Here is a 26,541-nt window from a genome sequence, read left to right as displayed (position 1 = left end):
CTCCCGACCGTGTTATGTGGGCGCGGCATGTTCACACCGGAATTCGCCTGGCTGTCAACCTGTCCAACGGAGTTCACCGCGAATCACGAGTAACAGGAAGAGTGATAGTTAAGCGTAAAGGGGCACGCCCGCGTGACGGTGACTGTCATCGCCGGGACGCCACTCAGTGATCTTCGACTTCGTCCTTTGCGCCGCCGAAGCCATGCATGCGAAGCGCCCATTGCAGGCCCACCACACCGCCCTTGATCGGCTGCAGGCTGAGCAGCGATGCCACGACGCCGATCGGTGCCCAGATGGCGAAATGCACCCAGCCGGGCAGCACGAAGACGAGGTCGGTGGCCATGAACCCCCCGACGAGCACGTGGCCGAGCACGAGAATCACGAGATAGGCGGGCAGGTCGTCGGCGCGGTGGTGATGATATTCCTCGCCGCAGGCTGCACATGTGTCGACGACCTTGAGATAGCGGCCGAACAGTCTGCCCTCGCCACAGTTCGGGCAGCGGCACAGCAGGCCGCGCTTGATCGAACGCCCCAGCGGACGCTCAACCTCGCTTGCACCACCGAATTGCGCTGTCAGATTCGTCTGGTTAGCCGTCATCATCTCTCTCCGGGGCGTAACTGCATCACCGTCTCGAACGCGGCGGCCTTGTGCCGGGCTGTTTCCTGCCCCGCCCGCCGGCCTTGTGGAAGGAGCGCGCGCCTGCCGGCATCTTGCGCCCTTCGCTCAGCATTTCGAAGCGCAGCGCACCGGCAAGCGGCACGGCTTCGACAAGCCGCACCTCGACGGTGTCGCCGAGCTGATAACCCAGTCCAGACTTCTCGCCCGTCAAGGCCTGGTGGGCTTCGTCGTAGATATAGTAGTCCCGTCCCAGAGTTGAAACCGGGATAAAGCCATCTGCGCCAAATTGCGGCAGGCTGATGAAAAGCCCCGACTTGGTGACACCGCCGATCTGGCCTTCAAAATCCTCGCCGATGCGGCCCGCCAGATGGTGTGCGACCAGACGGTTGACGGTGTCGCGCTCGGCCGCCATTGCCCGACGTTCGAAGGTCGAGATTTCGGCGGCGATATCCTCGAGGCTTGCCTCTTCCTCCTGCGTGATCCCGCCTTCGCCGAGCCCCAGCGCCGCGACGAGCGCGCGATGCACGATCAGGTCGGCATAACGCCGGATCGGCGAGGTGAAATGCGCGTATTTCATCAGGTTCAGGCCGAAATGGCCGATATTGTCTGGGCTGTAGATCGCCTGGCTCTGGCTGCGCAGCACCATCTCGTTGACGATGATCTGGTGCGGCGTGTCCTGCGCCTTCGCCAGAATACCGTTGAACGAGTTGGAGCGCAGATTGCCGCCCTTGACCAGCGAGAAGCCGATCGTCGCCAGGAACTCGCGCAAGACTTCCTGCTTCGAGAGCGTCGGCGCATCATGGATGCGGTAAACGAGCTTCTGGCGCTTGGCCTCCAGCGTTTCTGCGGCGGCCACATTCGCCTGGATCATCATCTCTTCGATCAGCTTATGCGCGTCGAGACGTTCCGGCACATGCACCCGGTCGACGGTGCCGTCGGGCTTCAGGATGATCTTGCGCTCCGGCATGTCGAGTTCGAGCGGCTGGCGGCGATCGCGCCCGCGCTTCAGGGTAGCATAGGCTGCCCATAGCGGCTTCAGGATCGGCTCGAGCAGCGGCCCTGCCTTCTCATCTGCCTGGCCGTCGATCGCCGCCTGTGCCTGCTGGTAAGACAGCTTGGCCGCACTCTTCATCATGATGCGATGGAAAGTGTGCCGGACTTTGCGACCTTCGGCCGAAAACACCATGCGCACGGCGAGCGCCGGCCGGTCCACACCTTCACGCAGCGAGCAGAGATCGTTGGAGATCCGCTCCGGCAGCATCGGCACGACACGGTCGGGGAAATAGACCGAATTACCGCGTTTCAACGCCTCGCGATCGAGCGCCGATTTCGGCCGGATGTAATAAGAGACGTCGGCGATGGCGACGGTCACGACCACGCCGCCCGGATTGTCTTCCGAGGTGTCGGGTTCGGCATAGACGGCGTCGTCATGGTCCTTGGCGTCATGCGGATCGATGGTGATCAGGGGCACATGACGCCAGTCCTCGCGGTGGGACATGCTGGCCGGTTTCGCCGCCTCCGCCTCGTCGATGACAGACTGCGGGAAGATATAGGGAATTCCATGCGCATGAATGGCGATCATCGAGATCGCCTTTTCCGAGGCAACCGAGCCGACGATATTCAGCACCCGTGCGCGGGTGAGCCCCAGACGCGTCGCGCGCGACACCTCGACTTCGACGAGATCGCCATCCTTGGCCTCGCCGATATCGGCCGCATCGATCTGCATCTCCTCGCCCCGGCGCTCGATCGGCATCAGGCGTGCGCCTTCGCCCATCATCCTGACGACACCGAGCACGGCGCCACGCTGACGGTCGATGACCTTGATGACGCGTGCGGTATAGGCCGGGCCTGCACGGTCCTTGTTGGCGAAGATCTTGGCGAGCACCCGGTCGCCGATGCCGCCAACGGCAGTCTTGCCCTTGGCGCGATCGGAACTCGACTGGCGGATCAGCACGGCCGGTGCCGCTCCGGCGTCCTCAGGCCATTCGGCGGGCCGACCGATCAGCTCGCCGTCCTTGTCGCGCGTCGTGATGTCGAGAACGGTCACCGGGGGCAGGGCGCCCGGCCGCGCCAGCGACTTGCGGGTCTTGTTAACAAGACCGTCATTCTCCAGATCGCGCAGCGCCTGCTTTAGCTCCACCCGTGTATCGCCCTTCAACCCAAAGGCCTTGGCGATCTCGCGCTTGGAGGCGCGGTCGGGATTGTCGGTGATGAACTGCAGCAGCACCTCGCGCGAAGGCACCTCGCCATGGATGATGGCGTTGGTGTTGTCTGCCTTCGCCTTGGCCGCGCCTTCCGCACGCCGGCTCTTGCGATTGCCGGAGCCGGGGATCTCGGAGGGGTCGCGGAATTTTCTGCTCAAGTCGCACTCTTCTTCGTTGTTGTCTTTGCCTTCGCAGGCGCCTTTGCTGTGGCCTTGGCAGCCGTCTTGGCCTTCGGCTTGGCCGCAGCCTTCTTCGGCTTTGCATCCGTCGCATCGCCGGCCTTCGCCTTGGCAGTCTTGGCCGGGGCCTTCTTCGCCTTGACCTTGCCGCCATCCTTGGCTGCACGCTCGGCGATCAGCACCAGAGCTTCCTCGACGCTGACCGACTGCGGATCCTTGCCCTTCGGCAGGGTGGCATTCACCTTGCCCCAGTTGACATAGGGACCAAAACGACCGTCGCGGACCGTCATCGCGCCACCGTCAGGATGCTCGCCGAGTTCCTTCAGCGCAACCGCTGCGGTTCGGCCACGCCCGCCCGGATTGGCTTTCTTCTCAGCCAGCACGGTCACGGCACGGTTGATTCCGATCGACAGCACATCCTCAATGCCTTCAAGATTGGCATAGGTGCCGTCATGCAGCACGAAGGGTCCGTAGCGGCCGAGACCGGCCGAAATCATCTTGCCGGTTTCCGGATGCGGGCCGACATCGCGTGGCAGCGACAGAAGCGACAGTGCCTTCTCGAAATCGATATCACCGGGCGCCCAGCCCTTCGGCAGCGAGGAACGCTTCGCTTCCTTGCCGTCGCCGCGCTGCACGTAAGGCCCGAACCGGCCCGAACGCAGCGTGATTTCCTCTTCCGTCACCGGATCCTTGCCGAGCGCCTTCGGCTCGTTGCCGCCGGCATCGGCCTCGGCATTGCCGTCATTGGTCAGCTGGCGGGTGTAATTGCATTCCGGATAATTCGAACAGCCGACGAATGCGCCGTATTTGCCGAGCTTCAGCGACAGATTGCCCGTGCCGCAGACCTGGCAGATGCGCGGGTCGGATCCGTCTTCGCGCTTCGGGAACACCAGCGGTGCAAGCGCTTCGTTCAGCGCATCAAGCACATTGGTGACGCGCAGCTCCTTGGTGTCTTCAATCTGCGAGAAGAAGTCGTTCCAGAAGTCGCGCAACACGTCCTTCCAGTTGAGTTCACCGGCCGAGATCTTGTCGAGCTTCTCCTCGAGATCGGCGGTGAAATCGTATTCGACATACTTCGTGAAGAAGTTTTCGAGGAAGGCCGTGACCAGTCGCCCCTTGGAATGGGGAACGAGCTTGCGCTTGTCCATGATGACATATTCGCGGTCGCTCAAGGTCTTCAGCGTCGCGGCATAGGTGGACGGACGGCCGATGCCGAGCTCTTCCATCTTCTTGATCAGCGAGGCTTCCGAATAGCGCGGCGGCGGCTCGGTGAAATGCTGACTGGAATTGATCTTGCTCTTGGCGAGCGCCTCGCGCGCATTGATCTCCGGCAGGCGGCCATCCTCGTCGTCACCGTCCTCCGCCGGTTCGCCATCTTCTTTCTGGTCGGTATAGGCGGCGATAAAGCCGTCGAAACGGATGACGGAGCCGACGGCGCGCAGGCCCGCCTTGTCGCCCTTGTTGTCGGCGAGGATTTCGACCGTGGTACGTTCGATTTCGGCCGACGCCATCTGGCTGGCAATGCCGCGCTTCCAGATCAGGTCGTAGAGACGCAGTTGGTCGGCATCGAGGAAACGACGCACCTTGTCCGGCGAGCGGTTGAAGTCGGTGGGGCGGATCGCTTCGTGCGCTTCCTGGGCGTTCTTCGCCTTGGTCGAATAGATGCGCGCCTTTTCCGGCACGTAGCGCGGACCAAACTGGTCGGCAACGGCGGAGCGGGCAGCTTCGATGGCTTCGGGTGCCATCTGCACACCGTCGGTACGCATATAGGTAATGAGACCAACGGTCTCGCCGCCGATGTCGATGCCTTCATAGAGCTTCTGCGCCACCTGCATGGTACGCGAGGCCGAGAAGCCGAGCTTCGAGGACGCAGCCTGCTGCAGCGTGGACGTCGTAAACGGAGGACCCGGATTGCGCTTGACCGGCTTGGCCTCGACGCTGTCAACGGCGAAGGCAGCACCTTCGAGAAGTTCCTTGATGCTGCCAGCCTGCTCGCCATTGGTCACCGAGTTGCGCTGCATGCGCTTGCCCTGGTGCGAGACGAGCTTTGCCACGAACTCGTCGCCCCGCGGCGTCTTCAAAAGCGCCGAGATGTTCCAGTATTCTTCGGCAACGAAGCGTTCGATCTCGGTTTCGCGGTCGCAGACGAGGCGGAGCGCCACCGATTGCACGCGGCCAGCCGAGCGGGCGCCGGGCAGCTTGCGCCAGAGAACCGGCGACAGATTGAACCCGACGAGATAGTCGAGCGCACGGCGCGCGAGATAGGCGTCGACCAGCGGCGTGTCGATATCGCGCGGATTGGCCATGGCATCGAGCACGGCCTTCTTGGTGATGGCGTTGAAGACGACGCGCTTGACCGGCTTGTCGCCGATGACACGCTTCTTCTTCAAAAGATCGAGTACGTGCCAGGAAATCGCTTCACCCTCGCGATCCGGGTCGGTCGCGAGAAACAGGCCGTCGGAGGATTTCACCGCATCCGCGATGTCCTTCATCCGCTTCTGCGAGGCGGGATCCACCTCCCAGAGCATCTCGAAATCCTGGTCGGGAAGCACAGAACCGTCCTTGGCCGGAAGATCGCGCACATGGCCGAACGAGGCGAGCACCTTGTATCCGGAACCCAGATACTTGTTGATCGTCTTGGCCTTGGCCGGGGACTCTACGACTACGACATTCATGCTTCACTGCACCTTCATCAGCACTCACAACCGGTGGCACCGTACCACCGCCTTGGAAAACCGACGTTTCGACATGGAGGGCGAAACGGCTGCGGTCAAGAGGTATGACCCATTTTCCGAAATTGCAACGCGCCACAACCAAAAGGAGATATTGCCTAGATTGCAATCTATAATAAATGATGTATCGTATTTTACGAAGAAACTGTGAGGCCGGGAAACGCGGTCTTCCGCAGCGACGGGCATTGAAGATGGCACGAGAAAACGGCGAGACGAACGGTCGCGGTAACCGCACGATGGAGAACATCGCCTACATCCGCCAGATGCTGGGGGAGTTGCGCGCAGTTGCGGAAAACGAGGGTGCGGACATGCTCTGCTACCTGATCGAAATGGCCTATGTCGAAGCCGGCGACGTGCATTCCGGCCGACGCGCGCTCACCTTATCCCATGGAGAGCGACACAAATCCCCCCGCATGCCGTTCTAACCGGCCGGCAAGATCCAGTTCCAGCAGAACGAGATAGACGGTCGATGCGGCAAAGCCGGTATGGCGAATGATGTCATCGATCTCCACCGGCGTCGGCCCTAGGGCCTGAACGATGGTCAGCCGTTCGTCATCGTTGGGCGGCGGCGCCAGCATGCGTGTCTGCCCGTCTTCGCCCGGTTCCTCAGCTTCCGGCTGGCTGAACAGGTCGACCTCGGAAATCGGTGCCAAGGCCTGCAGCACGTCGAGCGCCCGTGTCGTCACCGTCGCCCCATCCTTCAGCAACCCGTTGGTGCCCTCGCAGCGCGGATCGAGCGGCGATCCGGGGACGGCAAAGACCAACCGGCCGAACTCGCCGGCCAGCCGCGCGGTGATCAGCGAGCCGGAGCGTGCCGCAGCTTCAATGACAACCACGCCAAGCGCGATGCCGGCGATCAGCCGGTTGCGGCGGGGAAAATCCCGTGCCCGCGGCTCCCAGCCGAACGGCATTTCGGAAACCGCGAGGCCACGCCCGTCGCAGATGGCGCGCAGCAGGTCGATATTCTCGGGCGGATAAGGCTGATCGAGTCCGCCAGCCATGGCAGCAATCGTGCCGGTCTCAAGGCTTGCACGATGGGCGGCGGCATCAATGCCGCGCGCAAGCCCGGAGACAATGCCATAGCCGGCATTGCCGATTTCACGTGCCATCATGGCGGCAAACTTGGCGCCGCTGATCGAGGCATTGCGTGAGCCGACAATACCGACGGCGGGCAGGCTGGCGGCAGCAAGATCACCCTTGGCAGCAAGAAGGGGAGGGGCGCCGTCGATCTGGCGCAGGGCCGGCGGATAATCCGGCTCGCCGACGCCGATGAACTGGGCTCCGAAGCGCCGGGCGATATCGATCTCGCGCTCGGCATCCTCGACGGTGGCGATGCGGATCGCGCGGGCGGATCCACCCCGCCGTGACAGTTCCGGCAGGGCGGCGAGGGCGGCTTCTGCCGTGCCGAAATGGTTGATCAGATCCCGGAAGGTGGCAGGGCCGACATTGTCGCTGCGGATCAGCCGCAGCCAGGCGATCCTTTGTCGGTCCGTCAGCGCAATTCCTTTTCGTCCTGCGCCGACTGAACCCATGGCTCTCCTCTAGCCCTTCTGGCCGATCTTGCCCTCGGTACCTGCGATCAGACGCTCGATATTCGCCTTGTGGCGCCAATACGTGATGACAGTCATGATGGCGGTGACGAGGGCAGCCTCTTCAACCCCGAGTATCCACAATACAACCGGAATGACAAGTGTGGCGACGAGTGCCGACAACGAAGAGTAGCGTGTGATGAAGGCGACCGAGAGCCAGGCGACCGCAAAGACCAGCACCATCCACGGCGCGACACCGAGCAGCGTACCGATATAGGTCGCAACGCCCTTGCCGCCCTTGAAGCCGAGCCAGATGGGGAAGAGGTGGCCGATGAAGGCGGCGAAACCGGCAAAGAGCCCGGCATTGTGCCCGAAGACCGCATGCGCAATGAGCGCGGCGGCCGTGGCCTTGAGAGCATCGAGAAGCAGTGTGGCGGCCGCCAGCTTCTTGTTGCCGGTGCGCAGCACATTGGTCGCACCGATATTGCCCGAGCCGATCGAGCGCAGGTCGCCAAGGCCGGCCATCTTGGTCAGCACAAGACCGAAGGGGATGGAGCCCAGCAGGTAGCCAAAGGCCAGAACGATGGCGAGATTGCCCCAGCCGAGGGCGGAAAAGTCGATCATGGTATCCCCCTGTCCTTGTTTCCTAGAGCGTATGCACGCACTGGCCGGCGACATAGGTCGCAACGGCCCGGCCCGAGAAACGCGCGTCTTCGAACGGCGTGTTCTTCGAGCGGGCGAGCAGGCTGTCGCGCGAGACGAGCCACGGCTCGTCCAGATCGATGAGCGCAATGTCTCCCGGCGCACCCGGCTTCAGCGTACCGCCGGGCAGGCCGAAAATGTGCGCAGGCCGCGTCGACATGGCATCGATCAGCCGCATCAGGGAGACGTGGCCGGCATGATGCAGCCGAAGCGCTGCCGACAGCATGGTCTCGAGCCCGATCGCGCCATCGGCCGCCTCACCGAAGGGCAGGCGCTTGGTGTCGACATCCTGCGGATCATGCGAGGAGACGATGATGTCGATCTGCCCCTTGGCCAAAGCCTCGACCATGGCCATCCGGTCGTCTTCGGAGCGCAGCGGCGGATAGAGCTTGAAGAAGGTCCGGTATTCGCCGATGTCGTTTTCGTTGAGGCTTAAGTGATTGATCGAGATGCCACAGGTCACCTTGGCGCCGCGCTTGCGGGCAACCTCGATCGCTTCGACTGATTCCGGCACGGAGATCTGCGATGCATGATACTTGGCGCGGGTGAGGCCGGCGATGCGCAGATCCCGCTCCAGCGGAATGATCTCGGTTTCGCGCGGGATGCCGCCGAGCCCGAGCCAGCTGGCGAGCAGCCCCTCGTTCATCACGCCATTGGCCGCGAGATATTTTTCCCGGGTTTCGAGCGCGATCACGGCGTCGAATTCGCGCGCATAGGTCATCGCGCGCCGCAGCACCTGTGTGTCGTTCAGTCCGTACCGACCATTGGTGAAGGCAACGGCACCGGCAAGCTGCAAAAGCCCCATCTCGGTCATTTCACCGCTGGTCATGCCCTTGGTCAGCGCCGCTGCCGGATAGACATGGACGCTGGCCGTATCGCGGGCGGTCTTCTTGACGAATTCGACCAGTGCGATGTCGTCGATAACGGGATCGGTTTCCGGCATCATGATGAAGGAGGTGATGCCCCCGGCCGCTGCCGCACGGCTGGCCGATGCGATCGTCTCGCGATGCTCGGACCCCGGCTCTCCGACAAAGACGCGGGCATCGACGAGGCCCGGCACGGCGACGAGACCTTGTGCATCGCGGATCTCGGCACCCTCGGGCGCGCCCTGATTCTGCGCATCGGCTCCGGCCGCCAGGATCAACCCGTCGCGGCCAACGATGATGGCGCCAACCTCGTCGAGGTTGCGCGACGGGTCGACGATGCGGGCATTCTTGAGGACAAGCGGTTTCATCATGCGCCAAATCCTTCCGAACGCGGCCCCTGGTTCTGCGAGACAAGCAGCGTTTCCATCACAGCCATGCGCACGGCAACGCCCATCTCAACCTGGCTCTCGATCACGCTCTGCGGACCATCGGCCACTTCAGACGCGATCTCGACGCCCCGGTTCATCGGGCCGGGATGCATCACGAGTGCATCCTCCTTCGCAGCCTTCAGCTTTTCGGCGTCGAGCCCGTAGAAGTGGAAGTATTCACGCACCGAAGGCACGAAGGAGCCGGACATGCGCTCGCGCTGCAGGCGCAACATCATGACGACGTCGGCGCCCTTCAGCCCTTCCTTCATGTCATGAAAGACCTCGCAGCCCATGTCGGCAATGCCGGCGGGCAGGAGGGTAGCCGGGGCGACGACCCGCACACGGGCGCCCATGGCATTGAGCAGCAGGATGTTGGAGCGCGCGACACGCGAATGCAGCACGTCGCCGCAGATGGCGACGATGATGCGGGACAGCTTGCCCCGTGCGCGGCGGATCGTCAGCGCATCGAGCAGCGCCTGGGTCGGATGTTCATGCTGACCATCGCCGGCATTGACCACCGAGCACGCGACTTTTTGCGCGAGGAGAGCTGCAGCACCCGCCGAGGAGTGGCGAACCACCAGCACATCCGGCCGCATGGCATTCAGCGTCATCGCCGTATCGATCAGCGTTTCGCCCTTCTTCACCGACGAATTGCCGACCGACATGTTCATCACGTCGGCGCCAAGGCGTTTGCCCGCAAGCTCGAACGAGGATTGCGTCCGCGTCGAGGCTTCGAAGAACAGGTTGATCTGGGTGAGACCGCGCAGCGTGGAAGTTTTCTTCTCCCGCTGGCGGCTGATTTTGACGGCTTCGTCCGCCTTGTCGAGCAGGAACGTGATGTCCTGTTCGGTAAGGCCCTTGATGCCGATGAGATGGCGATGGGGAAAGAAGACCATGGAGACGTCCTCCTGAGATGTCACGCGGTCTATAATGATTGCCATGCAGGGGAGCAAGCATATGCTATGTGGATTGCGGCGCGGTCCCCATGTAATAGGAGCCGACTGCGGCTATGCAGGGGCCCGGATGCAGCCGCATGCGTTGGACCGGCGTGCTCTATGGAAATTCGAGGCGAACCGCTCAAAGACAAGCGGGCGCTGATTACGAGATCGGCTTTTGTTGAATGAACCGGACTGAAGAAAAACTCGCCGCCCTGAACCAGCCCAAGCCTTGGTCCGGCATCAATGCCTATCGCGCCGATCCACTTCTCGTCGATCTCTCCTCCTCCCTGTCGCGCCCGCTGCGCGAGGAATACGACGTCATCGGCAAATATGTGACCTCGCCGGAAGCCCAGGAACTGGCCCGCATGGCCAATGCCAGCCCACCGCAACTGCGCACCCATGGCGTGCGCGGCGAACGGTTGGACGTCGTCGAGTTCCATCCGGCCTGGCATGCGCTGATGCGCCGCTCCATGGCGTCGGGCCTGCATTCCTCCGTCTGGGAGGATCAGTCCGAGGCAAGAGGCCATGAACACAAGGCGCGCGCTATAAGGTTCTTCCTGACAGCCCAGCTGGAATCAGGGCATCTCTGCCCGCTCACCATGACCAGCGCCTCGGTCGCCGCTTTGGTTGCCTCGCCGGCCGTCCAGAAGGAATGGACCCCAAAGATCCTGTCGCGCAAATACGACAGCGGCAACAAGCCTCCGATGCAGAAGACCGCCGTCACCATCGGCATGGGCATGACGGAAAAGCAGGGCGGCACCGATGTGCGCGCCAACACCACGACCGGCGAGCGGGTGGGCGAGGGCATCTACCGCCTCTCCGGCCACAAGTGGTTCATGTCCGCTCCGATGAGCGACGCCTTCGTCATGCTCGCCCAGACCAAGGACGGCATGGGCTGTTTCCTCGTGCCCCGCCTGCTGGAAGACGGCTCCGCCAATGGTCTCGAGTTCCAGCGTCTGAAGGACAAGGTCGGCAACCGCTCGAATGCCTCGTCCGAGGTCGAATTCTCCGAGACCTTCGGCTTCCTGCTCGGCTCGCCCGGAGATGGCGTTCGCACCATTCTCGACATGGTGACGCTGACGCGCCTCGACTGTGCGCTGTCTTCGGCCGCCATGATGCGCGCCTCGATGGCAGAAGCCGTCCACCACGTGCGTGGCCGTGCCGTCTTCGGCAAGAACCTGATCGACCAGCCGCTGATGACCCGCGTGCTGGCCGACATGGCACTCGACGTGGCTGCCGCGACCGCACTTGCCTTCCGCCTGGCCGACAGTTTCGACAAGGCGCGCGAAAACCCTGTCGATGCCGCTTACGCCCGCGTCATGACGCCGGTTGCGAAATACTGGATATGCAAGATCGCGCCTGGCTTGATCTACGAGGCGATGGAATGCATCGGCGGCAGCGGCTATGTCGAGGAGCGCCCGATTGCCCGTCACTACCGTGAAGCCCCGGTCAATGCGATCTGGGAAGGCTCCGGCAATGTCATGGCGCTCGATGTGCTCAGAGTGCTGAGCCGTGGCAAGGACCTGTTCGAAACCCTGTTTGCCGGTCTGGAGCGTGATCTCGGGCCGTCGGGCAAGAAGACGGTCGAAGTCCTGCGCGCAGCGACCGCTCTCGCCGACCGCGACGAAGGGGCAGGGCGCCTCTTGATCGAGCAACTGGCGCTCGCCGCCGGTGCCGCCGAACTCTATCGCTTGGGCGCCGGCAAGATCGCCGATGCCTTCCTCGAATCGCGGCTCGCCGGCGGCTGGCGCCATACCTATGGCGTGCTCGATGCCCGCTTCGATTCGCGTTACGTGCTCGACCTGCTTTATCCGCCGGCGAGCTGAGCGACGACGTAAAGCACGACCGGAATGGTGAAGAAGGCGGCGACCGTCTGCACGGTGGCCGCTGCCGCATAGAGCTCGGCATCGCCACCCATCTGCCGGGCCAGCACATAACCGTTCATCGCTGTCGGTACGGCGGCTCCAAGCGCGATCATCACCACCGTCTGGCCGGTCAAACCGGCGGCAAGCGCTATGGACACAGACACCACCGGAAAGAGCAGCAGCTTCAGCGCAACCGACAACAGCACCGCGCCGCTCGGCCTCAGCGCATCTGCGATCCTGAGGCCGGCGCCGACATTGACCAATCCGAGCGGCAGGGACGCGGCGGCGAGCAATCCGATCGTCGTCAGAACCGGGTCGTAAACGGGAATGCCTGCGAGGTTCAGGACAACGCCCAACCCCGAACCGAGGATGATCGGGTTGGTCAGGATTCTCCATGCAAACACCTTGAAGCTGCGGCTCTGGCCGGAGAACCAGACCATGACGCCGACATTGATCAGGTTCAGCGGAATGATGATCGCCGCCATGATGACCGCAATGACGGCGAGCCCCTCATGGCCGGCGAGCTTCTCGCCGATCGCAAGCGCCATGAAGCCGTTCCACCGCGTCGCCGTCTGGAAGACCGACGTGTAGGACGCAGCCGGCATGCCGGCTTTGCGCAGCACCGGCCAGAGCGCCAAGGAAACGCCGGTCATGATCCCGACGGCAATCAGCGAAACAAGGCTGACACGCCCACCGTCGAGGGCGGCGAAATCGATCTTCACCATGGTGTGAAAGAGAAGTGCAGGAAACAGCACGTAGTAGCCGAATTGCTCGAGCCCGCTCCAGAAACTTTCCTGGATGACAGGCGCACGGCGCAAGCCAACCCCGATCACGACGAGCAGGAAGATCGGCAGGATGCTTTCGAAGATGATCAGCATGGGAGGTCCGGCGGGAGGAGGCGAGGGATCGATCGTTAACGGCCAAGCCTCGGTCAGGCAACGAGAAACCGGCCTTCACCGTGCTGTCGCCGTAAATGCTTGATCTGGCTTATCCCCAGCCGTCGTTAACCTTAACAAAGGGTTTACGTTGCGCCCGGCGCGCGAACAGGACAACTTTTCCCTGGGACAGGTGTTGAAAGGCGTAAGCAGTGCGAGTCGTGGCTCCGGCAAGGCCGGTGATAACCATCATGATGATGGTCTTCTTTGCGGGGCTGGCGCTCGATATCGCCGTGCCGGCCCTCGTGTTGACCACGATGGCTGGACTGAGATGGCTGGTGGACCACTGGCCGGTAGCGAATGATTCGCTGCTGATGCGAAAGGCAGAGACGGCATGAAGACATTTCTGCTCTTGTGGGCCACGCCCATTGCGCTTCTCGGCGCCTGGTACAGCCTGTCCTATTACGACATGAGCTTCGGCATCTTCATGCTCACCCGCCAGGCCCATGATCTGGTGTTCCAGATCTATGGCAATGTGCTCGGCCTTCCGCCCGAAACCATTCCGCCGCTCGTCATGCGCGCGGTGGTCGTCGATAGCCTGGTTCTTTTCGCTTTCATGGCCTTCCGCCGCCGCAAGGCGATCAAGGCCTGGTGGCGCGCGCGTCAGGCGTCATCGGACGTGGCGGAAACCCGCGCCAGCCCGGAAAGCCTGTCCAGCGCGCCCTGAAGGATGAAGCTGGCCGCAGCCGAATCGATGCGCTCGCTGCGTTTTGCCCGCGACACATCCATTTCCAGAAGTGCCCGTTCGGCGGCAACGGTCGACAGCCTCTCGTCCCAGAAGACGAAGGGAATATCGGTCTTGTCGGCCATGGCCCGGACGAAAGCCCGCGTCGCCTGGACGCGCGGCCCGGACGAGCCATCCATGTTGACCGGAAGCCCGATCACGAAGGCAACGATCCGCTCCTTGGTGGCAAAGGCCAGAAGCAGCTCGGCATCCTGCGTGAACTTGATCCGTTTCAGCACCGGGCGAGGGGTCGAGAAGCGGCGCCCGAGATCCGATACGGAAAGCCCGATCGTCTTCGTGCCCAAATCGAGGCCGGCAATCGCCTGGTTCGGCTGAAGCCGTTCGGCCAGTTCCTCGACGGTCAGTGTCGCCACGTCTCTTACCCCTCCAATGCCTCAGCGCTTGCGAACGAACTCGGTGCGCAGCACCAGTCCCTTGATCGCGTCGTGCCGGCAGTCGATTTCTTCCGGATTGTCGGTGAGGCGGATCGAACGGATCACGGTGCCCTGTTTCAGGGTTTGCCCTGCGCCCTTGACCTTCAGGTCCTTCACCAGCACGACGGAATCACCGTCTGCCAGAACGTTGCCGGACGCGTCGCGGGCTTCGGGCTTTGCGCTCTTTGCTGCAGCCTCGGCTGCAGACAGCCACTCGCCAGTGGCCTCATCATATACATAATCATCGTCGGCCATGGTCGGTCCTTCCTGAACTGCAGCAATACGGCTGCCATCATGGTCGCATAGACCACAGGTGTCCTGTGTGCAACTGACGCAGTTTTCCAGCAGTTGCCGGGCTTGGCATTTGCCATATATTGCCCCGCAACACAGCAAACCGGAGAGATACCATGAAGATCACCTGGCTCGGCCATTCCGCCTTCCGCCTCGACAGCGCCACCGCTTCGATCCTGATCGATCCTTTCCTCTCGTATAACCCGAGCTTTGCCGGTCTCGACCTGAAGGACCAGACCAAGGGTGTGACCCATATTCTGCTCACCCATGGCCATGGCGACCATGTCGGCGATACGGTTCAGCTTGCCAAGGAGACCGGCGCGACCGTTCTTGCCAATGCCGATCTCGCTGCCTGGCTGGGCTCCAAGGGCGTCGACAAGATCGAAATGGGCAATACCGGTGGCACCATCGGTTTCGAAGGCTTCTCCGTCACCTTCACCAACGCGCTGCATTCCTCGGCCCAGATCACCGAAGACGGCGTCTCCCACGCGCTCGGCAATGCCAATGGCCTGATGCTGCATTTCGACGATGAAGCCTCGCTCCTGCACATGGGCGACACCGACATCTTTTCCGACATGCAGCTGATCAAGGAACTGCACCAGCCGGATATTGGCCTGGTGCCGATCGGCGACCGGTTCACGATGGGGGGAGCCGTGGCCGCGCTCGCCTGCCAGCGCTATTTCGACTTCAAGACGGCGATCCCGTGCCACTACGGCACCTTCCCGATCATCGACCAGACGCCGGAGAAATTCGTCGCCGGTCTCGACGGCACACGCACCCGCGTACTCACCCCGCGACCGGGGTCTGCGGTCGAGGTCTGACGAAACCCCGTTGCTTCAGCGCTTGACGGCCATTATAGCGAAGAAAACAGTCCATCCGGAGAATGCCCATGTCTGTCGATCTCGCCACCGTCAAGCGCGTTGCCCGTCTTGCCCGTCTCGCCGTCAGCGAGGAACAGGCCGAGCGCATGACCGGTGAACTGAACGGCATCCTCGGCTTCGTCGAGCAGCTCGACGAGGTCGACGTCACTGGCGTCGAGCCGATGACCTCGGTGACGCCCATGGCGATGAAGAAGCGCGCCGACGTCGTGACCGATGGCAACAAGGCTGATGCCATCGTCGCCAATGCACCGGCGACCGACCGCAATTTCTTCCAGGTGCCGAAGGTCGTCGAGTAAGATCCGGCCGCCGATCTCCTGCCGAGCCTCCCGAATTTCCCGCCCCTAGGGGCGCAGACAGTCTAAAGTGAACCTGCCATGAGCGAACTGACCAGCCTCACCATCGCCGAAGCCCGCGCGAAACTCGCCGCCAAGGAGATCAAGGCCGTCGAACTGACGGATGCCTATCTCTCCGCGATCGAGGCCACCAATGGTGCGCTGAACGCCTATGTTGCCGTCACCCCTGACATTGCCCGCGACATGGCCAAGGCTTCGGATTCCCGCATCGCGGAAGGCAAGGCCGGCGTGCTCGAAGGCATCCCGCTCGGCGTCAAGGACCTCTTCGCCACAAAGGGCGTGCACACCCAGGCCTGTAGCCACATCCTCGATGGCTTCAAGCCGGAATATGAATCGACCGTCACCACGAATCTGTGGAATGCCGGTGCCGTCATGCTCGGCAAGCTCAACATGGACGAATTCGCCATGGGCTCGTCGAACGAGAGCTCGTACTATGGCCCGGCCGTCAACCCGTGGAAGGCCACGGGCTCTGACGAGAAGCTGGTTCCCGGCGGCTCCTCCGGCGGTTCGGCCGCAGCCGTTGCCGCCCATCTCTGCGCAGGCGCCACCGCCACCGACACTGGCGGCTCGATCCGCCAGCCGGCCGCCTTCACCGGCACCGTCGGCATCAAGCCCACCTATGGCCGCTGCTCGCGCTGGGGCATCGTGGCGTTTGCCTCGTCGCTTGATCAGGCCGGCCCGATCGCTCGCGACGTGCGTGATGCGGCGATTCTTCTGAAATCCATGGCCAGCACCGACGCGAAGGACACGACCTCCGTCGATCTGCCGGTGCCGGATTACGAAAAGGCCATCGGCGGCTCCGTGAAGGGCATGAAGATCGGTATCCCCCGGGAATACCGCGTCGACGGCATGTCGGAGGAAATCCTGGCGCTCTGGCAACAGGGCATCGCATGGCTGAAGGAGGCCGGTGCCGAGATCGTCGACATTTCCCTGCCGCACACCAAATACGCGCTTCCGGCTTATTACATCGTCGCGCCCGCCGAAGCCTCGTCGAACCTCGCCCGCTATGACGGCGTCCGCTACGGCCTACGGGTCGACGGCAAGGACATTGCCGACATGTATGAAAAGACCCGTGCCGAAGGTTTCGGCAAGGAAGTCCAGCGCCGCATCATGATCGGCACCTATGTGCTCTCGGCCGGTTACTACGACGCCTACTACCTGAAGGCCCAGAAGGTCCGCACCCTGATCAAGCGCGACTTCGAACTCGCGTTTGAGGCCGGCGTCGATGCGATCCTTGCCCCGATCACCCCGACGTCTGCTTTCGCGATCGGCGACAAGGAACTGGCCGCCGATCCGGTCAAGATGTACCTGCAGGACGTCTTTACGATCACGCTGAACATGGCGGGGCTTCCCGGCATCTCGGTGCCTGCCGGCATCGACAGCAAGGGCCTGCCGCTCGGCCTGCAGATCATCGGCAAGCCCTTCGAGGAGGAAACCCTCTTCAAGACGGCCCATGTCATCGAGCAGGCCGCCGGCACGTTCACGCCGGCCAAGTGGTGGTAAGCGACTTTATCATTCGTGACATGAGCGCGGCCGATGCTGACAGCGTCGGCCGTGTCGGTTTTGAGGCCTGGGCGTCCAATCCAGTGCTGAATGCCTACGGCGCGGACATGGTGGTCCGCATCCGCTCGAGCTTCCACGGCTTCGCCAGGGACCACTTCAATCTGATCACGGTTGGCGAACTGGGCGGCGAGATCGCCGGCTGGACGGCTCGGGAGGGGGAGCGCGACTATATCTCGGATCTCTGGGTAAGCCCAGCCCATCAGGGGCTCGGCATCGGCTCGGCGCTTCTGTCGGCGACGCTGAGGACCATGCGCGCGGAAGGCCTGAAACGGGCGCGGATCGATACACACGCCGCCAACGAAGGTGCCATCCGGCTCTATCAGGAGCTCGGCTTTGCCGTGGTCTGGCACGGCATGCAGCATTCTCCGGCCATGGGCATGATGGTTGAGAAGGTGAAAATGCAGCAGGAGCTGTGAGGCGCGCAGTGCGTCCTTGCCAAGAGTTCAATCCCCGGATGGCGGATACAGTTTGCGCTGGTGAAGGATGGTCACGATGTCGAGTTCTGCGGTCGAGACCACCCGATAGATCACAGTATATGGGAGACCATGGACCGCAAACTCGCGGGTGCCATTAACAGCTCCGGGCCGCCCCAGAAGCGGAAACTGGCCCAGCGTTTCAGTGACCTGCCGCAACCGTGACAGGATCCGCCCGGCGGCGGATGGATCCTGGTCGGCGATATAGGTGTGAATGGCAGTGAGGTCGGCGGTCGCTTGGGGGGAGAACTTAACGTTCAAAGCCAAAGCGCTCCCAGACATCAGCAGCCGGGATCATCGCATCACGATCCTCGCACTGCTTGAGCGCCTTGGTGACTTTCTCGATCTTCCAGGCTTCATACTCTGCCGGCGACGAATCCGCAGACGGCGGCGCAAAGTCGATCTCGTCGGAAGGTTTTGATCTCGGTCCAACCATGACGATAGAATAACCCATAGTCGCGTCGACGCCAACAGCGTGATTGGGTAGCCAGCACCGCCGTGGGCGGTACTGGCTTCAGCCTACCGGTTATCCAGCTCCGCCCTGACGAGCCGCAAGCCCCGTTCGGTGATCCGGTAGGGCTTGCCCTCCCTCGAGCTGATCGCCCTCAGACGTTTCAGCCTGCGGAAAAGCTCGATGTCGAAGCCGGGATAGAGCCAGCCGTCGCGGGAAAAGCACAGGGCTTTCTCGATCTTGCGGCGATCGTCGCGGTGGATTTCGATCCAACCACCCTGGGCCATGAGGTGAAGAATACGCTGATCGTTGCGTGAAATGTCCATGAGATGATGTCCGGAGAAACGCGCCTGGAGGCGCGCATGAAAGCGGATCCGGCGCCGCTGGGCGTCGGGGCTTCGTTTTCTGGCCCTGGCCGCATGATCCGTGAGGGATCGCGGGGCAGGGCCTTTACCGGGTCTCGGACGAACCGAACATCAAAACTCCTATGGACCTTTCTCACCTATCAGATCGCGGCAGAACCGTCCATATCGCGGGGCGAGCTCCTCTGGCCACGAATCGCTGCAGGTGTTTTACTGCCGGCAACGACGAGGTGTGAATGATCACAATCCGCAAGGCGCGACAGGAGGAAGCCGAAATCCTGGCCGAGATCGGGGTGCGTGCCTGGCAAAAGGCGATGATCCCGGTCGGCGAGACGCTGGACATGGTCGGCAATGCCCGCAATGCCTTCCTGCGGTTTACCCGCGAAGGCTGGATCACCATCACCGTGATCGAGAAGTCCGGACAGCCTGTTGGCTGGGCGGCCCGCGAAGATCTGGATGAGGCCATCACCGACTTCTGGATCGACCCTGAACGTGAAGGGCATGGGTTCGGCGCCGAATTGCTCGCCGCCGTCGAAAGCGAAATCGTCGACAAGGGGTTTTCCAAGGCGAGTCTTCAGACGCACGCCATGAACAGCCAGGCCCTGCGCTTCTTCGAAAAGCACGGCTATTCGGTGAACTGGCTGACGGTGACCTATAATCCCAAGCTCGACCGGGACGTTCAGTCCGTCGGACTGTCGAAGCAGCTCGCCCAGCAGGAAACCCCTGGCTACGGTCAGGAGTTCTGACGGCGTTTGTCCACGCCAGCATCACCGCTTTGCGTCAGTCTCACAGCATCCGCAGAATCTGGAAAGCGCAGAAGGCGCCAGCGATGACAAGCTGCAGCGCCGCCATGGCCGGCAGCAGAAACGGGAATGGCGCCTTCCGGGTCTTGTGCCGCATCCAGCGCTGGCAGGCGAACGCACCCATGCCGCCGCCGGCGACAGCCAGCAATATCAGCGTGTCCTCGCGCACGCGCCAGGCGCCTTCGCGCGCCGCCAGTTTGTCATAGGCGTAGACGCAGAACACGACGACATTCCAGAGCGTAAAGATCGCAAACAGGGTGAGAAGGGTTCCAAATGGCATGCCCGGCAGAATAGCCCGCTTTGCTTAAGCCTTCACACTGCCCTTCTTGCCGGCTGTTACCCCCTCGGGCCGCCCTCAAGCCTTGCACCAAGGGCGCAATTGCTCTACCTCACGACACGAAACGTCCACGCATGACACGAGCATCCGATGACCCTGGTAGACACGCGCACGCCCGATCCGAAACGCTTCATTCCCGGCGCCACCGGCGATTGGGAAGTCATCATCGGCATGGAAGTCCATGCCCAGGTGCTGTCGAAGTCCAAGCTGTTTTCCGGCGCCTCGACCGTCTTCGGCAATGCGCCCAATTCCAACGTCTCGCTCGTTGATGCCGCCATGCCCGGCATGCTGCCGGTCATCAACGAGGAATGCGTGGCCCAGGCCGTGCGCACCGGTCTTGGCCTGAAAGCCCAGATCAACAAGCGCTCGATCTTCGACCGCAAGAACTACTTCTATCCCGACCTGCCGCAGGGCTATCAGATCTCGCAGTTCAAGGACCCGATCGTCGGCGAAGGCAAGATCGTCATCTCGCTCGGGCCGGATCGTCAGGGCAATTTCGAGGACATCGAGATCGGCATCGAGCGCCTGCATCTGGAACAGGATGCCGGCAAGTCGATGCACGACCAGCATCCGACCATGTCCTATGTGGATCTCAACCGTTCGGGCGTCGCCTTGATGGAAATCGTGTCGAAGCCTGACATGCGCTCGTCTGACGAAGCCAAGGCCTACATGACCAAGCTGCGCTCGATCGTGCGTTACCTCGGCACCTGCGATGGCAACATGGACGAGGGCTCGATGCGCGCCGACGTCAACGTCTCCGTGCGCAAGCCCGGCGGCGAATTCGGCACGCGCTGCGAAATCAAGAACGTCAACTCGATCCGCTTCATCGGCCAGGCCATCGAATACGAAGCCCGTCGCCAGATCGCGATCATCGAGGATGGTGGCGTCATCGACCAGGAAACGCGCCTTTTCGATCCGGGCAAGGGCGAGACACGCTCCATGCGCTCGAAGGAAGATGCGCATGACTATCGCTACTTCCCCGATCCGGACCTGCTGCCGCTTGAGTTCGATGATGCTTTTATCGAGCAGATGAAGAAGGACCTGCCGGAACTGCCCGACGACAAGAAGGCCCGCTTCGTCGCCGAACTCGGCCTCTCCGTCTACGACGCCTCCGTGCTCGTCTCTGAAAAGGCAATCGCCGATTATTTCGAGGCCGTGGCCGAAGGCCGCGACGGCAAGACGGCTGCCAACTGGGTCATCAACGACCTCCTGGGTGCCTTGAACAAAGCCGGCAAAGGCATTGAAGAGACTCCGGTTTCGCCCGCCCAGCTCGGCGGCATCATCGATCTGATCAAGGCCGAAACCATCTCCGGCAAGATCGCCAAGGACCTCTTCGAGATCATCTGGAACGAGGGTGGCGATCCGGCTGAAATTGTCGAAAGCCGCGGCATGAAACAGGTGACCGACACCGGCGCCATCGAGCGTGCCGTCGACGAGATCATCGCCGCCAACCCCGACCAGGTCGCCAAGGTGCTGGCCAAGCCCACGCTGGCCGGCTGGTTCGTCGGCCAGGTCATGAAGTCGACGGGCGGCAAGGCCAACCCGCAGGCCGTCCAGGCGCTGGTCAAGGCCAAGCTCGGCATCGTCGAGGAGTAAGGGCTTGTTCTTCGTCCGCACGGCCACCGATCGGGATGTCGAACCGCTCCGCACCCTGCTGACGCAGAGTTTTCACGCGACCTATGACCGGTTCTACGGATCGGCCAAGGTCGGCGAACTCATCGCCGCCTGGCACAGCGCAGCCGAGATCAAGCGGCGCATCCATGTTAAGGGCGGCGAATATCTCGTCGCCGACGACGGCAAGAGGATCGGCGGCATGGCCTTTGCCGCCATGTCGGAAAAGCTGACCAAGACCGCTGTCCTGCACCAGCTCTATGTCCACCCCGACCACCAGCGCCAAGGCATCGGCCGCGATCTCTTCGCCGAGATCGAGACCTGCTTTCCCGATGCCGAGATCCTGCGCCTTGAAGTCGAGCCACAGAATGCCGGTGCCATCGCCTTTTACGAAGCCCATGATTTCGTCGAGGTCGACCGCACCAAGAACTGCGGCGGTCCCGACAGCGGCATCGAAGCCCTCGTCATGGAAAAGCCGCTCCGCTGAGCGGCTTTTTTTCTGATACGCTGCAGTCGGCTCAGTTGAATGGCGGTTCGGTCACCTTGCCGTCCTCGTCGATCAGCTGCACCGCTGAGCATTCGACAAGGCCGTTCTCGGCCGCCGTGCTGCAGGCGAGATCGGCGGCCTTGATGGCGAGTTCTTTCGTCTGCCAGCCGCAGGAGAACTGGTGCCAGTGCGGTCCGCCATCGGCCATCATGAAGATGTCGACGCTCCAGTTGCCGGGATAGCAGGTGGCGTTGACCAGGCAATCCTCCTCGGTGCCGCCGCCATCGATGCACTGCTTCATGGCACAGTCGATGGCGCTCGCCGTGTCCTTGGCGGCGCATTGCCCCGAACTCATCTCCGGTGCCTGCACATAGGCGATTGCCTTGCGGCCGTCTTCCTGGGCGTGAGCTGCCATTGTCGAGCAGGTTATGAACAGAAGTGTGAGAAGCCTGAATCTGGCTGTCATGAAGAAGTCTCCCGGAATGTGTATCGGACGCAGACTAACTCAGAGGCAGGTAAGGCATGCAAGTCCAATCCCTTCAGATACGCGCTGCAACCGAAAATGATCTGGAAGCGATCGTTTCCCTGTTTGCCGATGATCCACTTGGCGGCCACGGCGACACGACCGATCCGGAAGCGCTGCCTGATTACCGCGCGGCCTTTGCCCGTATAGCGGCCTCGGCCAATGAAACCCTCTATGTGGCGGAGCTGGACGGCGAGGTCGTCGGCACGTTTCAGACCTTGATCACCACGACACTGACCGGTCGCGGCGCCTCGAACATGATCGTCGAGGCCGTCCAGACCCGCGCCGACGTCAGGGGCAGGGGTGTCGGTGCGGCCATGATCGCACATGCGATCGACAAGGCCCGCAAGGGCGACATGCGCCTTGTCCAGCTGACGTCGAATGCTGTCCGCCGCGATGCCCACCGCTTCTACGAGCGCCTCGGCTTCGCGCCGTCCCATATCGGCTTCAAGTTGAAGCTGAAATGAGAGGGGTGCGACGGGGAATCACTGGACAAGCCGAAGGTGAGGCGGCATAAGCGAACGGAATGGACAAGGCCTTTCGCATGGCCTGCGGCAAAGCCCAAGGATACGACATGAAGCAGTTTCTGTTGCAGATCTTCACCTGGTGGAACGGTCAGACCATGGGCACCCGATTCTTCACCTGGCGTCACGGCAAGCGTGTCGGCGAAGACGAATTCGGCAATGTCTATTACGAAGGCCCGATGACGAGCTGGGGTCAACCGAAGCGCTGGGTGATCTACAACGGTTATGCCGAAGCCTCGAAGATTTCCGCAGGCTGGCACGGCTGGATGCATTACCGCACCGACACGCCGCCGTCGAAGGAAGACTACAAGGCGCGCGACTGGGAAAAGGCGCACCGCCCGAACCCGACGGGCACGGCAGCCGCCTACCGCCCGCAGGGCTCGATTGCCGCTGCCGGCGAGCGTCCGCGCGTCACCGGCGACTACGATGCCTGGACGCCGGGCAACTGATACCCGATTTGGCCATAATCCGGCATTAGGGCCTCTATCGTGAGGCCCTTCTTGTATCTGGCCTCCGGCCGATGGGGCCAAGTTGATCCACGAAAGCGAGCGGGACGATGAAGTTGAGTGCATGGGCATGGGCCATTCCGGTTGTCGGGCTTGCCGCTGCGGCTTCGCTTGGACTTGCCGGCAAGGCCGATGCCGCCCGCCTCGAAAATCCCGTCGCCGAATTCGCCGGCATCGACAAGATCACCGGCCGCATCACCACTTTCGACGTCTATGTCAACGAGACCGTGCAGTTCGGCGCCCTCCAGGTGACGCCGAAGGTCTGCTACTCGCGCGACGAGACCGAAGCCCAGAAGATCGACGCCTTCATCGAGGTTGATGAAATCACCCTCGACCGCAAGATCAGGCGCATCTTTTCCGGCTGGATGTTCGCGGATAGCCCGGCACTGAATGCTGTCGAGCACCCGATCTATGACGTGTGGCTGACTGGCTGCAAGGTGAAGTCCGATGTGCCGGCTCCGCCCGGCGTGGAGGCGGCCGCGAAACTGGCCCCCGAACCGGCGAAGCCCGACGCGACACCGGCCGCCGCGACGACCACAGCGCCGCCAGCTGATCCGAACGCCGCCCCCGCCGTCGACCCCAACACAGTACCGGCCACCGATCCCAACGCGGCACCTCAGGCCGGCACAGCGCCACCCGGTACCGTCCCGCCGCTCGACGCACCGCAGCAGGTGCCCAACGAGACATTCGGCGGCAGCCTGCCGCCGCCGACGGACTATCCCGTCGATGGCGACCCGGCGCTGCAGGGCCAGCCGCAGCCGGTTGCGCCCCCGCCGACCCCGCCAGGTGGCGTCGGCCTCTACTGACACCGTCCTCCGCTCGACGAGAGATGGTTTCCCTTCGATGCGCCGAGGTGTGCTGAGGGGAACTTGTGTCCTGAGGGCGCTTATCGATTGACATCCCCGGCAATTGGGAACATTGAGAGAACAAATAGGAGTTCTCCCATGTCGCTCGCCGAAAAATTTATCGTGCTGCCCTTCAAGAAGAACCGCGGCAATGTCGTGCCCGGCGAGATGCGGCAGGCCTCGAGTGCTGCAGCCGCCGAAAAGATCGCCACCGCCATGTCCGCCCGCCATCTCGGCGTCGCGGCCTATTCCATCCAGGTCGACGAGGAGAGCGGCGACATGACCAGCCCGAGGCTGATCATTGCCTTCGGCGAGACGGCCGATCTGATGGCGAGTTGATGAAAGCTAAATTTCATAGACCTGAAATGACGTTTCTTATTGCCGCTTCTCGTATTTCGTAGCAAAGATCGGGGCGTAAATACCCCTTATCATACGGACCCTTATCTGAGATGACTGTCTCTGCCACGCAGTCCAGCGGGACCTCATCGGCCCCTGTCGAAAGCATGAACAGCGAGCTGGCGGCGGCTGATCCGCAGCTGGTGGGAAATGACGCCTTGCTCGCCGCAGTTTTGGGCGGTTGCGGCGATTGCATCAAGGTGCTTGACCTCGAGGGCCGGCTGCAGTTCATGAGCGAAGGCGGCAAGCGCGTGATGGAAGTGGACGATTTCGCGCCGCTCAAGGGCTGCCCCTGGCCGGATTTCTGGGAAGGCCAGGGCAATGTCGCCGCCCGGCAGGCGGTCGAAGCCGCGGTTGCCGGAAAGCCGACGCGCTTCTTCGGTGAGGCCAGCACGGTCAAGGGCAACAACAGGTTCTGGGACGTCCAGGTTTTCCCGATCATCAAGCCGGATGGCACCCCGTCCCATATCCTGTCGATCTCCAAGGATATTTCGGAGACGGTCGAGGCCCGGCAGCGTCTGGAGCTCCTGAATGGCGAGCTGCAGCATCGCATCAAGAACACGCTTGCCATGGTCACGGCCATCGCTCGCCAGACGCTGAAAGGCGATGACATCGCCGACAGGCGCGAAGCCTTTACCGGCCGTTTGCAGGCGCTTGCCAATGCCAATGACCTGATCACGTCGAAGACCCTGCAGGATGCGCCGATCCGCGCCGTGATCGAAAACGCGCTGCGCCCGCATCTGCAGAGCGAGGAGCGTTTCTCGCTTTCCGGCGACGATCTCGATCTGCCGGCCAAACACGCCGTGTCGATGGCGCTCGCGATGCACGAGCTTGCCACCAACGCGACGAAATATGGCGCGCTCGCGAGCACTGGTGGCAGGGTCGATATCCGCTGGCACGTCGATCGCGAGGCTGAGAATGCGGAAGAGGCGTTTGAGTTCGTCTGGCAGGAAAGCGGCGGTCCGCCCGTCGAAGCGCCGACGATGGAAGGCTTCGGCTCCAAGCTGATTTCGCGCGTGCTCGCGGCCGATTTCGGCGGCCATGTCAGCGTCGACTTTCATCCGACCGGCCTCGTCTGCACTATGAAAGCGCCGCTGCCGCAGCAGGTGGGATGATTGCGGTCGCCTTGGATCCGCTCTGTCCGCAGACCCTGACCCCGGACCTGGGCGACAATATAGGCATCGGGCGGGAGAACGACGGTAGGCGAGACATCAGCGCCGGTCGCATGCCTCACGCCATTCCCCTTGACGCCTGACCCACACAGGCGTGCAATGCCTCCCAGTTTTGAACTCTGGGAGGAGAAACCATGGAAATGCCGAAAAACACCATTTGCCTCTGGTACGACCGCGACGCCGAGAACGCCGCGCGCTTTTACGCGCAAACCTTCCCCGATAGCGAGGTCAAAGCCGTCCACCGTGCACCCTCGGATTATCCCTCCGGCAAGGCGGGCGATGTCCTGACCGTCGATTTCACCGTTGCCGGCATTCCCTGCATGGGCCTCAACGGTGGCCCCGCCTTCAAGCATTCGGAGGCCTTTTCCTTCCAGATCGCAACTGACGACCAGGAGGAGACCGACCGCTATTGGAACGCCATCGTCGCCAACGGCGGGCAGGAAAGTGCCTGCGGCTGGTGCAAGGACAGATGGGGTATCAACTGGCAAATCACGCCGCGCACGCTGACCGAGGCGATGGCGGCCGGGGGAGAGGAGGCAAAGCGCGCGTTTGAAGCGATGATGACGATGCGGAAGATTGATGTGGCAGCGATTGAGGCGGCGCGGTGGGGCTGAGGGGATCGCGCACGTGGTGGGCGACTTCGGCCAATCAGCATGCCTGATCGCAAGACGAGAATAATTCGCGCCTTTCGAATTTTTCTTGTGCCGTAAGACGCCTCTCCGCGTTGTATGGCGGTGCGAAGCGGCGATCGTGAAGACGGGACGAGAAGCAGCAGTTGCGCTGGCCGATTTGGGCGACCCGGTATCTG

The 26,541-nt window shown here is 62.5% G+C and carries 31 protein-coding genes and 1 pseudogene; 17 read left to right on the top strand and 15 right to left on the bottom strand.

Going from position 1 to position 26,541, the window contains the following annotated elements; translation table 11 throughout:
- Positions 1-163: 163 nt before the first annotated feature.
- The 3 genes from DMY87_RS19650 to topA all read right to left on the bottom strand — a co-directional run bounded on the left by DMY87_RS19650 (position 164) and on the right by topA (position 5,677).
- Positions 164-598 (bottom strand): DUF983 domain-containing protein, encoded by a 435-nt coding sequence (locus DMY87_RS19650; protein WP_110793573.1) that lies wholly within the window; start codon positions 596-598, stop codon positions 164-166.
- Positions 599-623: 25 nt separating this feature from the next.
- Complete coding sequence (gene rnr, locus DMY87_RS19645; protein ID WP_245408996.1) at positions 624-2,876, bottom strand: ribonuclease R; 2,253 nt, start codon at positions 2,874-2,876, stop codon at positions 624-626.
- A 101-nt stretch (positions 2,877-2,977) separates the two neighbouring features.
- Positions 2,978-5,677: a type I DNA topoisomerase gene (gene topA, locus DMY87_RS19640; protein WP_110793340.1), complete on the bottom strand. Its 2,700-nt coding sequence runs from the start codon at positions 5,675-5,677 to the stop codon at positions 2,978-2,980.
- Positions 5,678-5,925: 248 nt separating this feature from the next.
- On the opposite strand from topA, the gene DMY87_RS19630 reads away from it, so the two are divergent.
- Positions 5,926-6,159: a hypothetical protein gene (locus DMY87_RS19630; protein WP_110793338.1), complete on the top strand. Its 234-nt coding sequence runs from the start codon at positions 5,926-5,928 to the stop codon at positions 6,157-6,159.
- On the opposite strand, the gene dprA is transcribed toward DMY87_RS19630, so the two are convergent.
- The 4 genes from dprA to DMY87_RS19610 are packed head-to-tail and all read right to left on the bottom strand — an operon-like array spanning position 6,115 to position 10,155.
- Entirely contained in the window at positions 6,115-7,266 is a 1,152-nt protein-coding gene (dprA, locus tag DMY87_RS19625; RefSeq protein ID WP_110793337.1) for a DNA-processing protein DprA, read from the bottom strand. The two genes, DMY87_RS19630 and dprA, sit on opposite strands and share 45 nt — an antisense overlap.
- A 9-nt stretch (positions 7,267-7,275) precedes the next feature.
- Positions 7,276-7,887, bottom strand: coding sequence for a glycerol-3-phosphate 1-O-acyltransferase PlsY (gene plsY, locus DMY87_RS19620; RefSeq protein WP_110793336.1), 612 nt, complete (start codon positions 7,885-7,887; stop codon positions 7,276-7,278).
- A 22-nt stretch (positions 7,888-7,909) separates the two neighbouring features.
- A complete protein-coding gene (locus DMY87_RS19615) occupies positions 7,910-9,202 on the bottom strand; it encodes a dihydroorotase (RefSeq protein ID WP_110793335.1) in 1,293 nt (430 codons plus the stop codon).
- Positions 9,199-10,155: an aspartate carbamoyltransferase catalytic subunit gene (locus DMY87_RS19610; protein ID WP_110793334.1), complete on the bottom strand. Its 957-nt coding sequence runs from the start codon at positions 10,153-10,155 to the stop codon at positions 9,199-9,201. The genes DMY87_RS19615 and DMY87_RS19610 overlap by 4 nt, the downstream gene beginning before the upstream one ends.
- Positions 10,156-10,379: 224 nt before the next feature.
- On the opposite strand from DMY87_RS19610, the gene DMY87_RS19605 reads away from it, so the two are divergent.
- The gene (locus DMY87_RS19605; RefSeq protein ID WP_110793333.1) at positions 10,380-12,023 is read left to right on the top strand and encodes an acyl-CoA dehydrogenase family protein; all 1,644 of its coding nucleotides are present in this window, start codon (positions 10,380-10,382) and stop codon (positions 12,021-12,023) included.
- On the opposite strand, the gene DMY87_RS19600 is transcribed toward DMY87_RS19605, so the two are convergent.
- On the bottom strand, positions 12,005-12,940 hold the full coding sequence (locus DMY87_RS19600) for an AEC family transporter (RefSeq protein ID WP_110793332.1): 936 nt from the start codon (positions 12,938-12,940) through the stop codon (positions 12,005-12,007). The two genes, DMY87_RS19605 and DMY87_RS19600, sit on opposite strands and share 19 nt — an antisense overlap.
- Before the next feature lie 248 nt (positions 12,941-13,188).
- On the opposite strand from DMY87_RS19600, the gene DMY87_RS24265 reads away from it, so the two are divergent.
- Both DMY87_RS24265 and DMY87_RS19595 read left to right on the top strand, forming a co-directional pair.
- Positions 13,189-13,335 (top strand): hypothetical protein, encoded by a 147-nt coding sequence (locus DMY87_RS24265; RefSeq protein ID WP_165826363.1) that lies wholly within the window; start codon positions 13,189-13,191, stop codon positions 13,333-13,335.
- Positions 13,332-13,664 (top strand): DUF6105 family protein, encoded by a 333-nt coding sequence (locus DMY87_RS19595; protein WP_110793331.1) that lies wholly within the window; start codon positions 13,332-13,334, stop codon positions 13,662-13,664. The genes DMY87_RS24265 and DMY87_RS19595 overlap by 4 nt, the downstream gene beginning before the upstream one ends.
- Here DMY87_RS19595 and ruvX read toward each other — a convergent pair.
- On the bottom strand, positions 13,601-14,095 hold the full coding sequence (ruvX, locus tag DMY87_RS19590) for a Holliday junction resolvase RuvX (protein WP_110793330.1): 495 nt from the start codon (positions 14,093-14,095) through the stop codon (positions 13,601-13,603). The genes DMY87_RS19595 and ruvX overlap by 64 nt on opposite strands.
- Before the next feature lie 21 nt (positions 14,096-14,116).
- Complete coding sequence (locus tag DMY87_RS19585; RefSeq protein WP_110793329.1) at positions 14,117-14,410, bottom strand: alkylphosphonate utilization protein; 294 nt, start codon at positions 14,408-14,410, stop codon at positions 14,117-14,119.
- A 152-nt stretch (positions 14,411-14,562) separates the two neighbouring features.
- On the opposite strand from DMY87_RS19585, the gene DMY87_RS19580 reads away from it, so the two are divergent.
- The 4 genes from DMY87_RS19580 (at position 14,563) to DMY87_RS19565 (ending at position 17,659) form a co-directional block, all read left to right on the top strand.
- Positions 14,563-15,267, top strand: a complete 705-nt coding sequence (locus tag DMY87_RS19580; RefSeq protein WP_110793328.1) for a metal-dependent hydrolase — start codon at positions 14,563-14,565, stop codon at positions 15,265-15,267.
- A gap of 68 nt (positions 15,268-15,335) precedes the next feature.
- Entirely contained in the window at positions 15,336-15,623 is a 288-nt protein-coding gene (gene gatC / locus DMY87_RS19575; protein WP_062274501.1) for an Asp-tRNA(Asn)/Glu-tRNA(Gln) amidotransferase subunit GatC, read from the top strand.
- A gap of 78 nt (positions 15,624-15,701) precedes the next feature.
- Positions 15,702-17,183, top strand: a complete 1,482-nt coding sequence (gene gatA, locus DMY87_RS19570) for an Asp-tRNA(Asn)/Glu-tRNA(Gln) amidotransferase subunit GatA (protein ID WP_110793327.1) — start codon at positions 15,702-15,704, stop codon at positions 17,181-17,183.
- Positions 17,184-17,203: 20 nt separating this feature from the next.
- On the top strand, positions 17,204-17,659 hold the full coding sequence (locus tag DMY87_RS19565; protein WP_110793326.1) for a GNAT family N-acetyltransferase: 456 nt from the start codon (positions 17,204-17,206) through the stop codon (positions 17,657-17,659).
- A 27-nt stretch (positions 17,660-17,686) separates the two neighbouring features.
- On the opposite strand, the gene DMY87_RS19560 is transcribed toward DMY87_RS19565, so the two are convergent.
- The 3 genes from DMY87_RS19560 to DMY87_RS19550 all read right to left on the bottom strand — a co-directional run bounded on the left by DMY87_RS19560 (position 17,687) and on the right by DMY87_RS19550 (position 18,493).
- Positions 17,687-17,983, bottom strand: coding sequence for a type II toxin-antitoxin system RelE/ParE family toxin (locus tag DMY87_RS19560; protein WP_245408985.1), 297 nt, complete (start codon positions 17,981-17,983; stop codon positions 17,687-17,689).
- On the bottom strand, positions 17,967-18,170 hold the full coding sequence (locus tag DMY87_RS19555; RefSeq protein WP_110793324.1) for a hypothetical protein: 204 nt from the start codon (positions 18,168-18,170) through the stop codon (positions 17,967-17,969). Before DMY87_RS19555 ends, DMY87_RS19560 begins: the two co-directional genes overlap by 17 nt.
- 65 nt (positions 18,171-18,235) lie before the next feature.
- Entirely contained in the window at positions 18,236-18,493 is a 258-nt protein-coding gene (locus DMY87_RS19550) for a YjhX family toxin (protein ID WP_110793323.1), read from the bottom strand.
- A 272-nt stretch (positions 18,494-18,765) separates the two neighbouring features.
- Here DMY87_RS19550 and DMY87_RS19545 point away from each other — a divergent pair, with 272 nt between their 5' ends.
- Complete coding sequence (locus DMY87_RS19545) at positions 18,766-19,275, top strand: GNAT family N-acetyltransferase (protein ID WP_110793322.1); 510 nt, start codon at positions 18,766-18,768, stop codon at positions 19,273-19,275.
- A gap of 40 nt (positions 19,276-19,315) precedes the next feature.
- Here DMY87_RS19545 and DMY87_RS19540 read toward each other — a convergent pair whose 3' ends face one another.
- On the bottom strand, positions 19,316-19,612 hold the full coding sequence (locus tag DMY87_RS19540) for a DUF1294 domain-containing protein (protein ID WP_110793321.1): 297 nt from the start codon (positions 19,610-19,612) through the stop codon (positions 19,316-19,318).
- A gap of 147 nt (positions 19,613-19,759) precedes the next feature.
- Between DMY87_RS19540 and gatB the strand changes: the two genes are divergently transcribed.
- Both gatB and DMY87_RS19530 read left to right on the top strand, forming a co-directional pair.
- Complete coding sequence (gene gatB / locus DMY87_RS19535) at positions 19,760-21,265, top strand: Asp-tRNA(Asn)/Glu-tRNA(Gln) amidotransferase subunit GatB (RefSeq protein ID WP_110793320.1); 1,506 nt, start codon at positions 19,760-19,762, stop codon at positions 21,263-21,265.
- 4 nt (positions 21,266-21,269) lie between these two features.
- Positions 21,270-21,767: a GNAT family N-acetyltransferase gene (locus DMY87_RS19530; protein WP_110793319.1), complete on the top strand. Its 498-nt coding sequence runs from the start codon at positions 21,270-21,272 to the stop codon at positions 21,765-21,767.
- Positions 21,768-21,798: 31 nt separating this feature from the next.
- On the opposite strand, the gene DMY87_RS19525 is transcribed toward DMY87_RS19530, so the two are convergent.
- Positions 21,799-22,233 carry a hypothetical protein gene (locus tag DMY87_RS19525; protein ID WP_110793318.1) on the bottom strand — a complete coding sequence of 145 codons (435 nt, stop codon included), beginning with the start codon at positions 22,231-22,233 and terminating at the stop codon, positions 21,799-21,801.
- 56 nt (positions 22,234-22,289) lie between these two features.
- Here DMY87_RS19525 and DMY87_RS19520 point away from each other — a divergent pair, with 56 nt between their 5' ends.
- From DMY87_RS19520 to DMY87_RS19495, 6 genes and pseudogenes are all read left to right on the top strand, one after another.
- Positions 22,290-22,757: a GNAT family N-acetyltransferase gene (locus DMY87_RS19520; protein ID WP_110793317.1), complete on the top strand. Its 468-nt coding sequence runs from the start codon at positions 22,290-22,292 to the stop codon at positions 22,755-22,757.
- Between the two features lie 107 nt (positions 22,758-22,864).
- The gene (locus DMY87_RS19515) at positions 22,865-23,263 is read left to right on the top strand and encodes an NADH:ubiquinone oxidoreductase subunit NDUFA12 (protein WP_110793571.1); all 399 of its coding nucleotides are present in this window, start codon (positions 22,865-22,867) and stop codon (positions 23,261-23,263) included.
- 107 nt (positions 23,264-23,370) lie between these two features.
- Positions 23,371-23,805 (top strand): annotated as a pseudogene (locus tag DMY87_RS24440) (DUF2155 domain-containing protein); the annotation flags it as partial.
- A 459-nt stretch (positions 23,806-24,264) separates the two neighbouring features.
- Entirely contained in the window at positions 24,265-24,504 is a 240-nt protein-coding gene (locus DMY87_RS19505; RefSeq protein ID WP_110793315.1) for a hypothetical protein, read from the top strand.
- A gap of 110 nt (positions 24,505-24,614) precedes the next feature.
- Positions 24,615-25,676 (top strand): sensor histidine kinase, encoded by a 1,062-nt coding sequence (locus DMY87_RS19500; RefSeq protein WP_110793314.1) that lies wholly within the window; start codon positions 24,615-24,617, stop codon positions 25,674-25,676.
- Between the two features lie 197 nt (positions 25,677-25,873).
- Positions 25,874-26,347 carry a VOC family protein gene (locus DMY87_RS19495; protein WP_110793570.1) on the top strand — a complete coding sequence of 158 codons (474 nt, stop codon included), beginning with the start codon at positions 25,874-25,876 and terminating at the stop codon, positions 26,345-26,347.
- Positions 26,348-26,541 lie beyond the last annotated feature (194 nt).

It is taken from the genome of Peteryoungia wuzhouensis (genome assembly GCF_003205195.1).
In the GTDB taxonomy this organism is placed as follows: Bacteria; Pseudomonadota; Alphaproteobacteria; order Rhizobiales; family Rhizobiaceae; genus Allorhizobium; species Allorhizobium wuzhouense.
This window is presented reverse-complemented; position numbering and strand designations above follow the sequence as displayed.

Excerpts from the sequence above, each read along its gene's own strand:
- DMY87_RS19610 (WP_110793334.1), bottom strand. The coding sequence starts at position 10,155 with ATGGTCTTCTTTCCCCATCGCCATCTCATCGGCATCAAGGGCCTTACC.
- gatC (WP_062274501.1), top strand. The coding sequence starts at position 15,336 with ATGTCTGTCGATCTCGCCACCGTCAAGCGCGTTGCCCGTCTTGCCCGT.
- DMY87_RS19600 (WP_110793332.1), bottom strand. The coding sequence starts at position 12,940 with ATGCTGATCATCTTCGAAAGCATCCTGCCGATCTTCCTGCTCGTCGTG.
- DMY87_RS19555 (WP_110793324.1), bottom strand. The coding sequence starts at position 18,170 with ATGGGTTATTCTATCGTCATGGTTGGACCGAGATCAAAACCTTCCGAC.
- DMY87_RS19500 (WP_110793314.1), top strand. The coding sequence starts at position 24,615 with ATGACTGTCTCTGCCACGCAGTCCAGCGGGACCTCATCGGCCCCTGTC.
- DMY87_RS19495 (WP_110793570.1), top strand. The coding sequence starts at position 25,874 with ATGCCGAAAAACACCATTTGCCTCTGGTACGACCGCGACGCCGAGAAC.
- DMY87_RS19525 (WP_110793318.1), bottom strand. The coding sequence starts at position 22,233 with ATGACAGCCAGATTCAGGCTTCTCACACTTCTGTTCATAACCTGCTCG.
- DMY87_RS19630 (WP_110793338.1), top strand. The coding sequence starts at position 5,926 with ATGGCACGAGAAAACGGCGAGACGAACGGTCGCGGTAACCGCACGATG.
- DMY87_RS24265 (WP_165826363.1), top strand. The coding sequence starts at position 13,189 with ATGATGATGGTCTTCTTTGCGGGGCTGGCGCTCGATATCGCCGTGCCG.
- DMY87_RS19615 (WP_110793335.1), bottom strand. The coding sequence starts at position 9,202 with ATGATGAAACCGCTTGTCCTCAAGAATGCCCGCATCGTCGACCCGTCG.
- DMY87_RS19550 (WP_110793323.1), bottom strand. The coding sequence starts at position 18,493 with ATGGACATTTCACGCAACGATCAGCGTATTCTTCACCTCATGGCCCAG.
- DMY87_RS19520 (WP_110793317.1), top strand. The coding sequence starts at position 22,290 with ATGCAAGTCCAATCCCTTCAGATACGCGCTGCAACCGAAAATGATCTG.
- DMY87_RS19545 (WP_110793322.1), top strand. The coding sequence starts at position 18,766 with ATGATCACAATCCGCAAGGCGCGACAGGAGGAAGCCGAAATCCTGGCC.
- DMY87_RS19595 (WP_110793331.1), top strand. The coding sequence starts at position 13,332 with ATGAAGACATTTCTGCTCTTGTGGGCCACGCCCATTGCGCTTCTCGGC.
- dprA (WP_110793337.1), bottom strand. The coding sequence starts at position 7,266 with ATGGGTTCAGTCGGCGCAGGACGAAAAGGAATTGCGCTGACGGACCGA.
- DMY87_RS19565 (WP_110793326.1), top strand. The coding sequence starts at position 17,204 with ATGAGCGCGGCCGATGCTGACAGCGTCGGCCGTGTCGGTTTTGAGGCC.
- plsY (WP_110793336.1), bottom strand. The coding sequence starts at position 7,887 with ATGATCGACTTTTCCGCCCTCGGCTGGGGCAATCTCGCCATCGTTCTG.
- DMY87_RS19580 (WP_110793328.1), top strand. The coding sequence starts at position 14,563 with ATGAAGATCACCTGGCTCGGCCATTCCGCCTTCCGCCTCGACAGCGCC.
- topA (WP_110793340.1), bottom strand. The coding sequence starts at position 5,677 with ATGAATGTCGTAGTCGTAGAGTCCCCGGCCAAGGCCAAGACGATCAAC.
- DMY87_RS19515 (WP_110793571.1), top strand. The coding sequence starts at position 22,865 with ATGAAGCAGTTTCTGTTGCAGATCTTCACCTGGTGGAACGGTCAGACC.
- gatA (WP_110793327.1), top strand. The coding sequence starts at position 15,702 with ATGAGCGAACTGACCAGCCTCACCATCGCCGAAGCCCGCGCGAAACTC.
- DMY87_RS19650 (WP_110793573.1), bottom strand. The coding sequence starts at position 598 with ATGACGGCTAACCAGACGAATCTGACAGCGCAATTCGGTGGTGCAAGC.
- DMY87_RS19585 (WP_110793329.1), bottom strand. The coding sequence starts at position 14,410 with ATGGCCGACGATGATTATGTATATGATGAGGCCACTGGCGAGTGGCTG.
- DMY87_RS19505 (WP_110793315.1), top strand. The coding sequence starts at position 24,265 with ATGTCGCTCGCCGAAAAATTTATCGTGCTGCCCTTCAAGAAGAACCGC.
- gatB (WP_110793320.1), top strand. The coding sequence starts at position 19,760 with ATGACCCTGGTAGACACGCGCACGCCCGATCCGAAACGCTTCATTCCC.
- DMY87_RS19605 (WP_110793333.1), top strand. The coding sequence starts at position 10,380 with ATGAACCGGACTGAAGAAAAACTCGCCGCCCTGAACCAGCCCAAGCCT.
- DMY87_RS19540 (WP_110793321.1), bottom strand. The coding sequence starts at position 19,612 with ATGCCATTTGGAACCCTTCTCACCCTGTTTGCGATCTTTACGCTCTGG.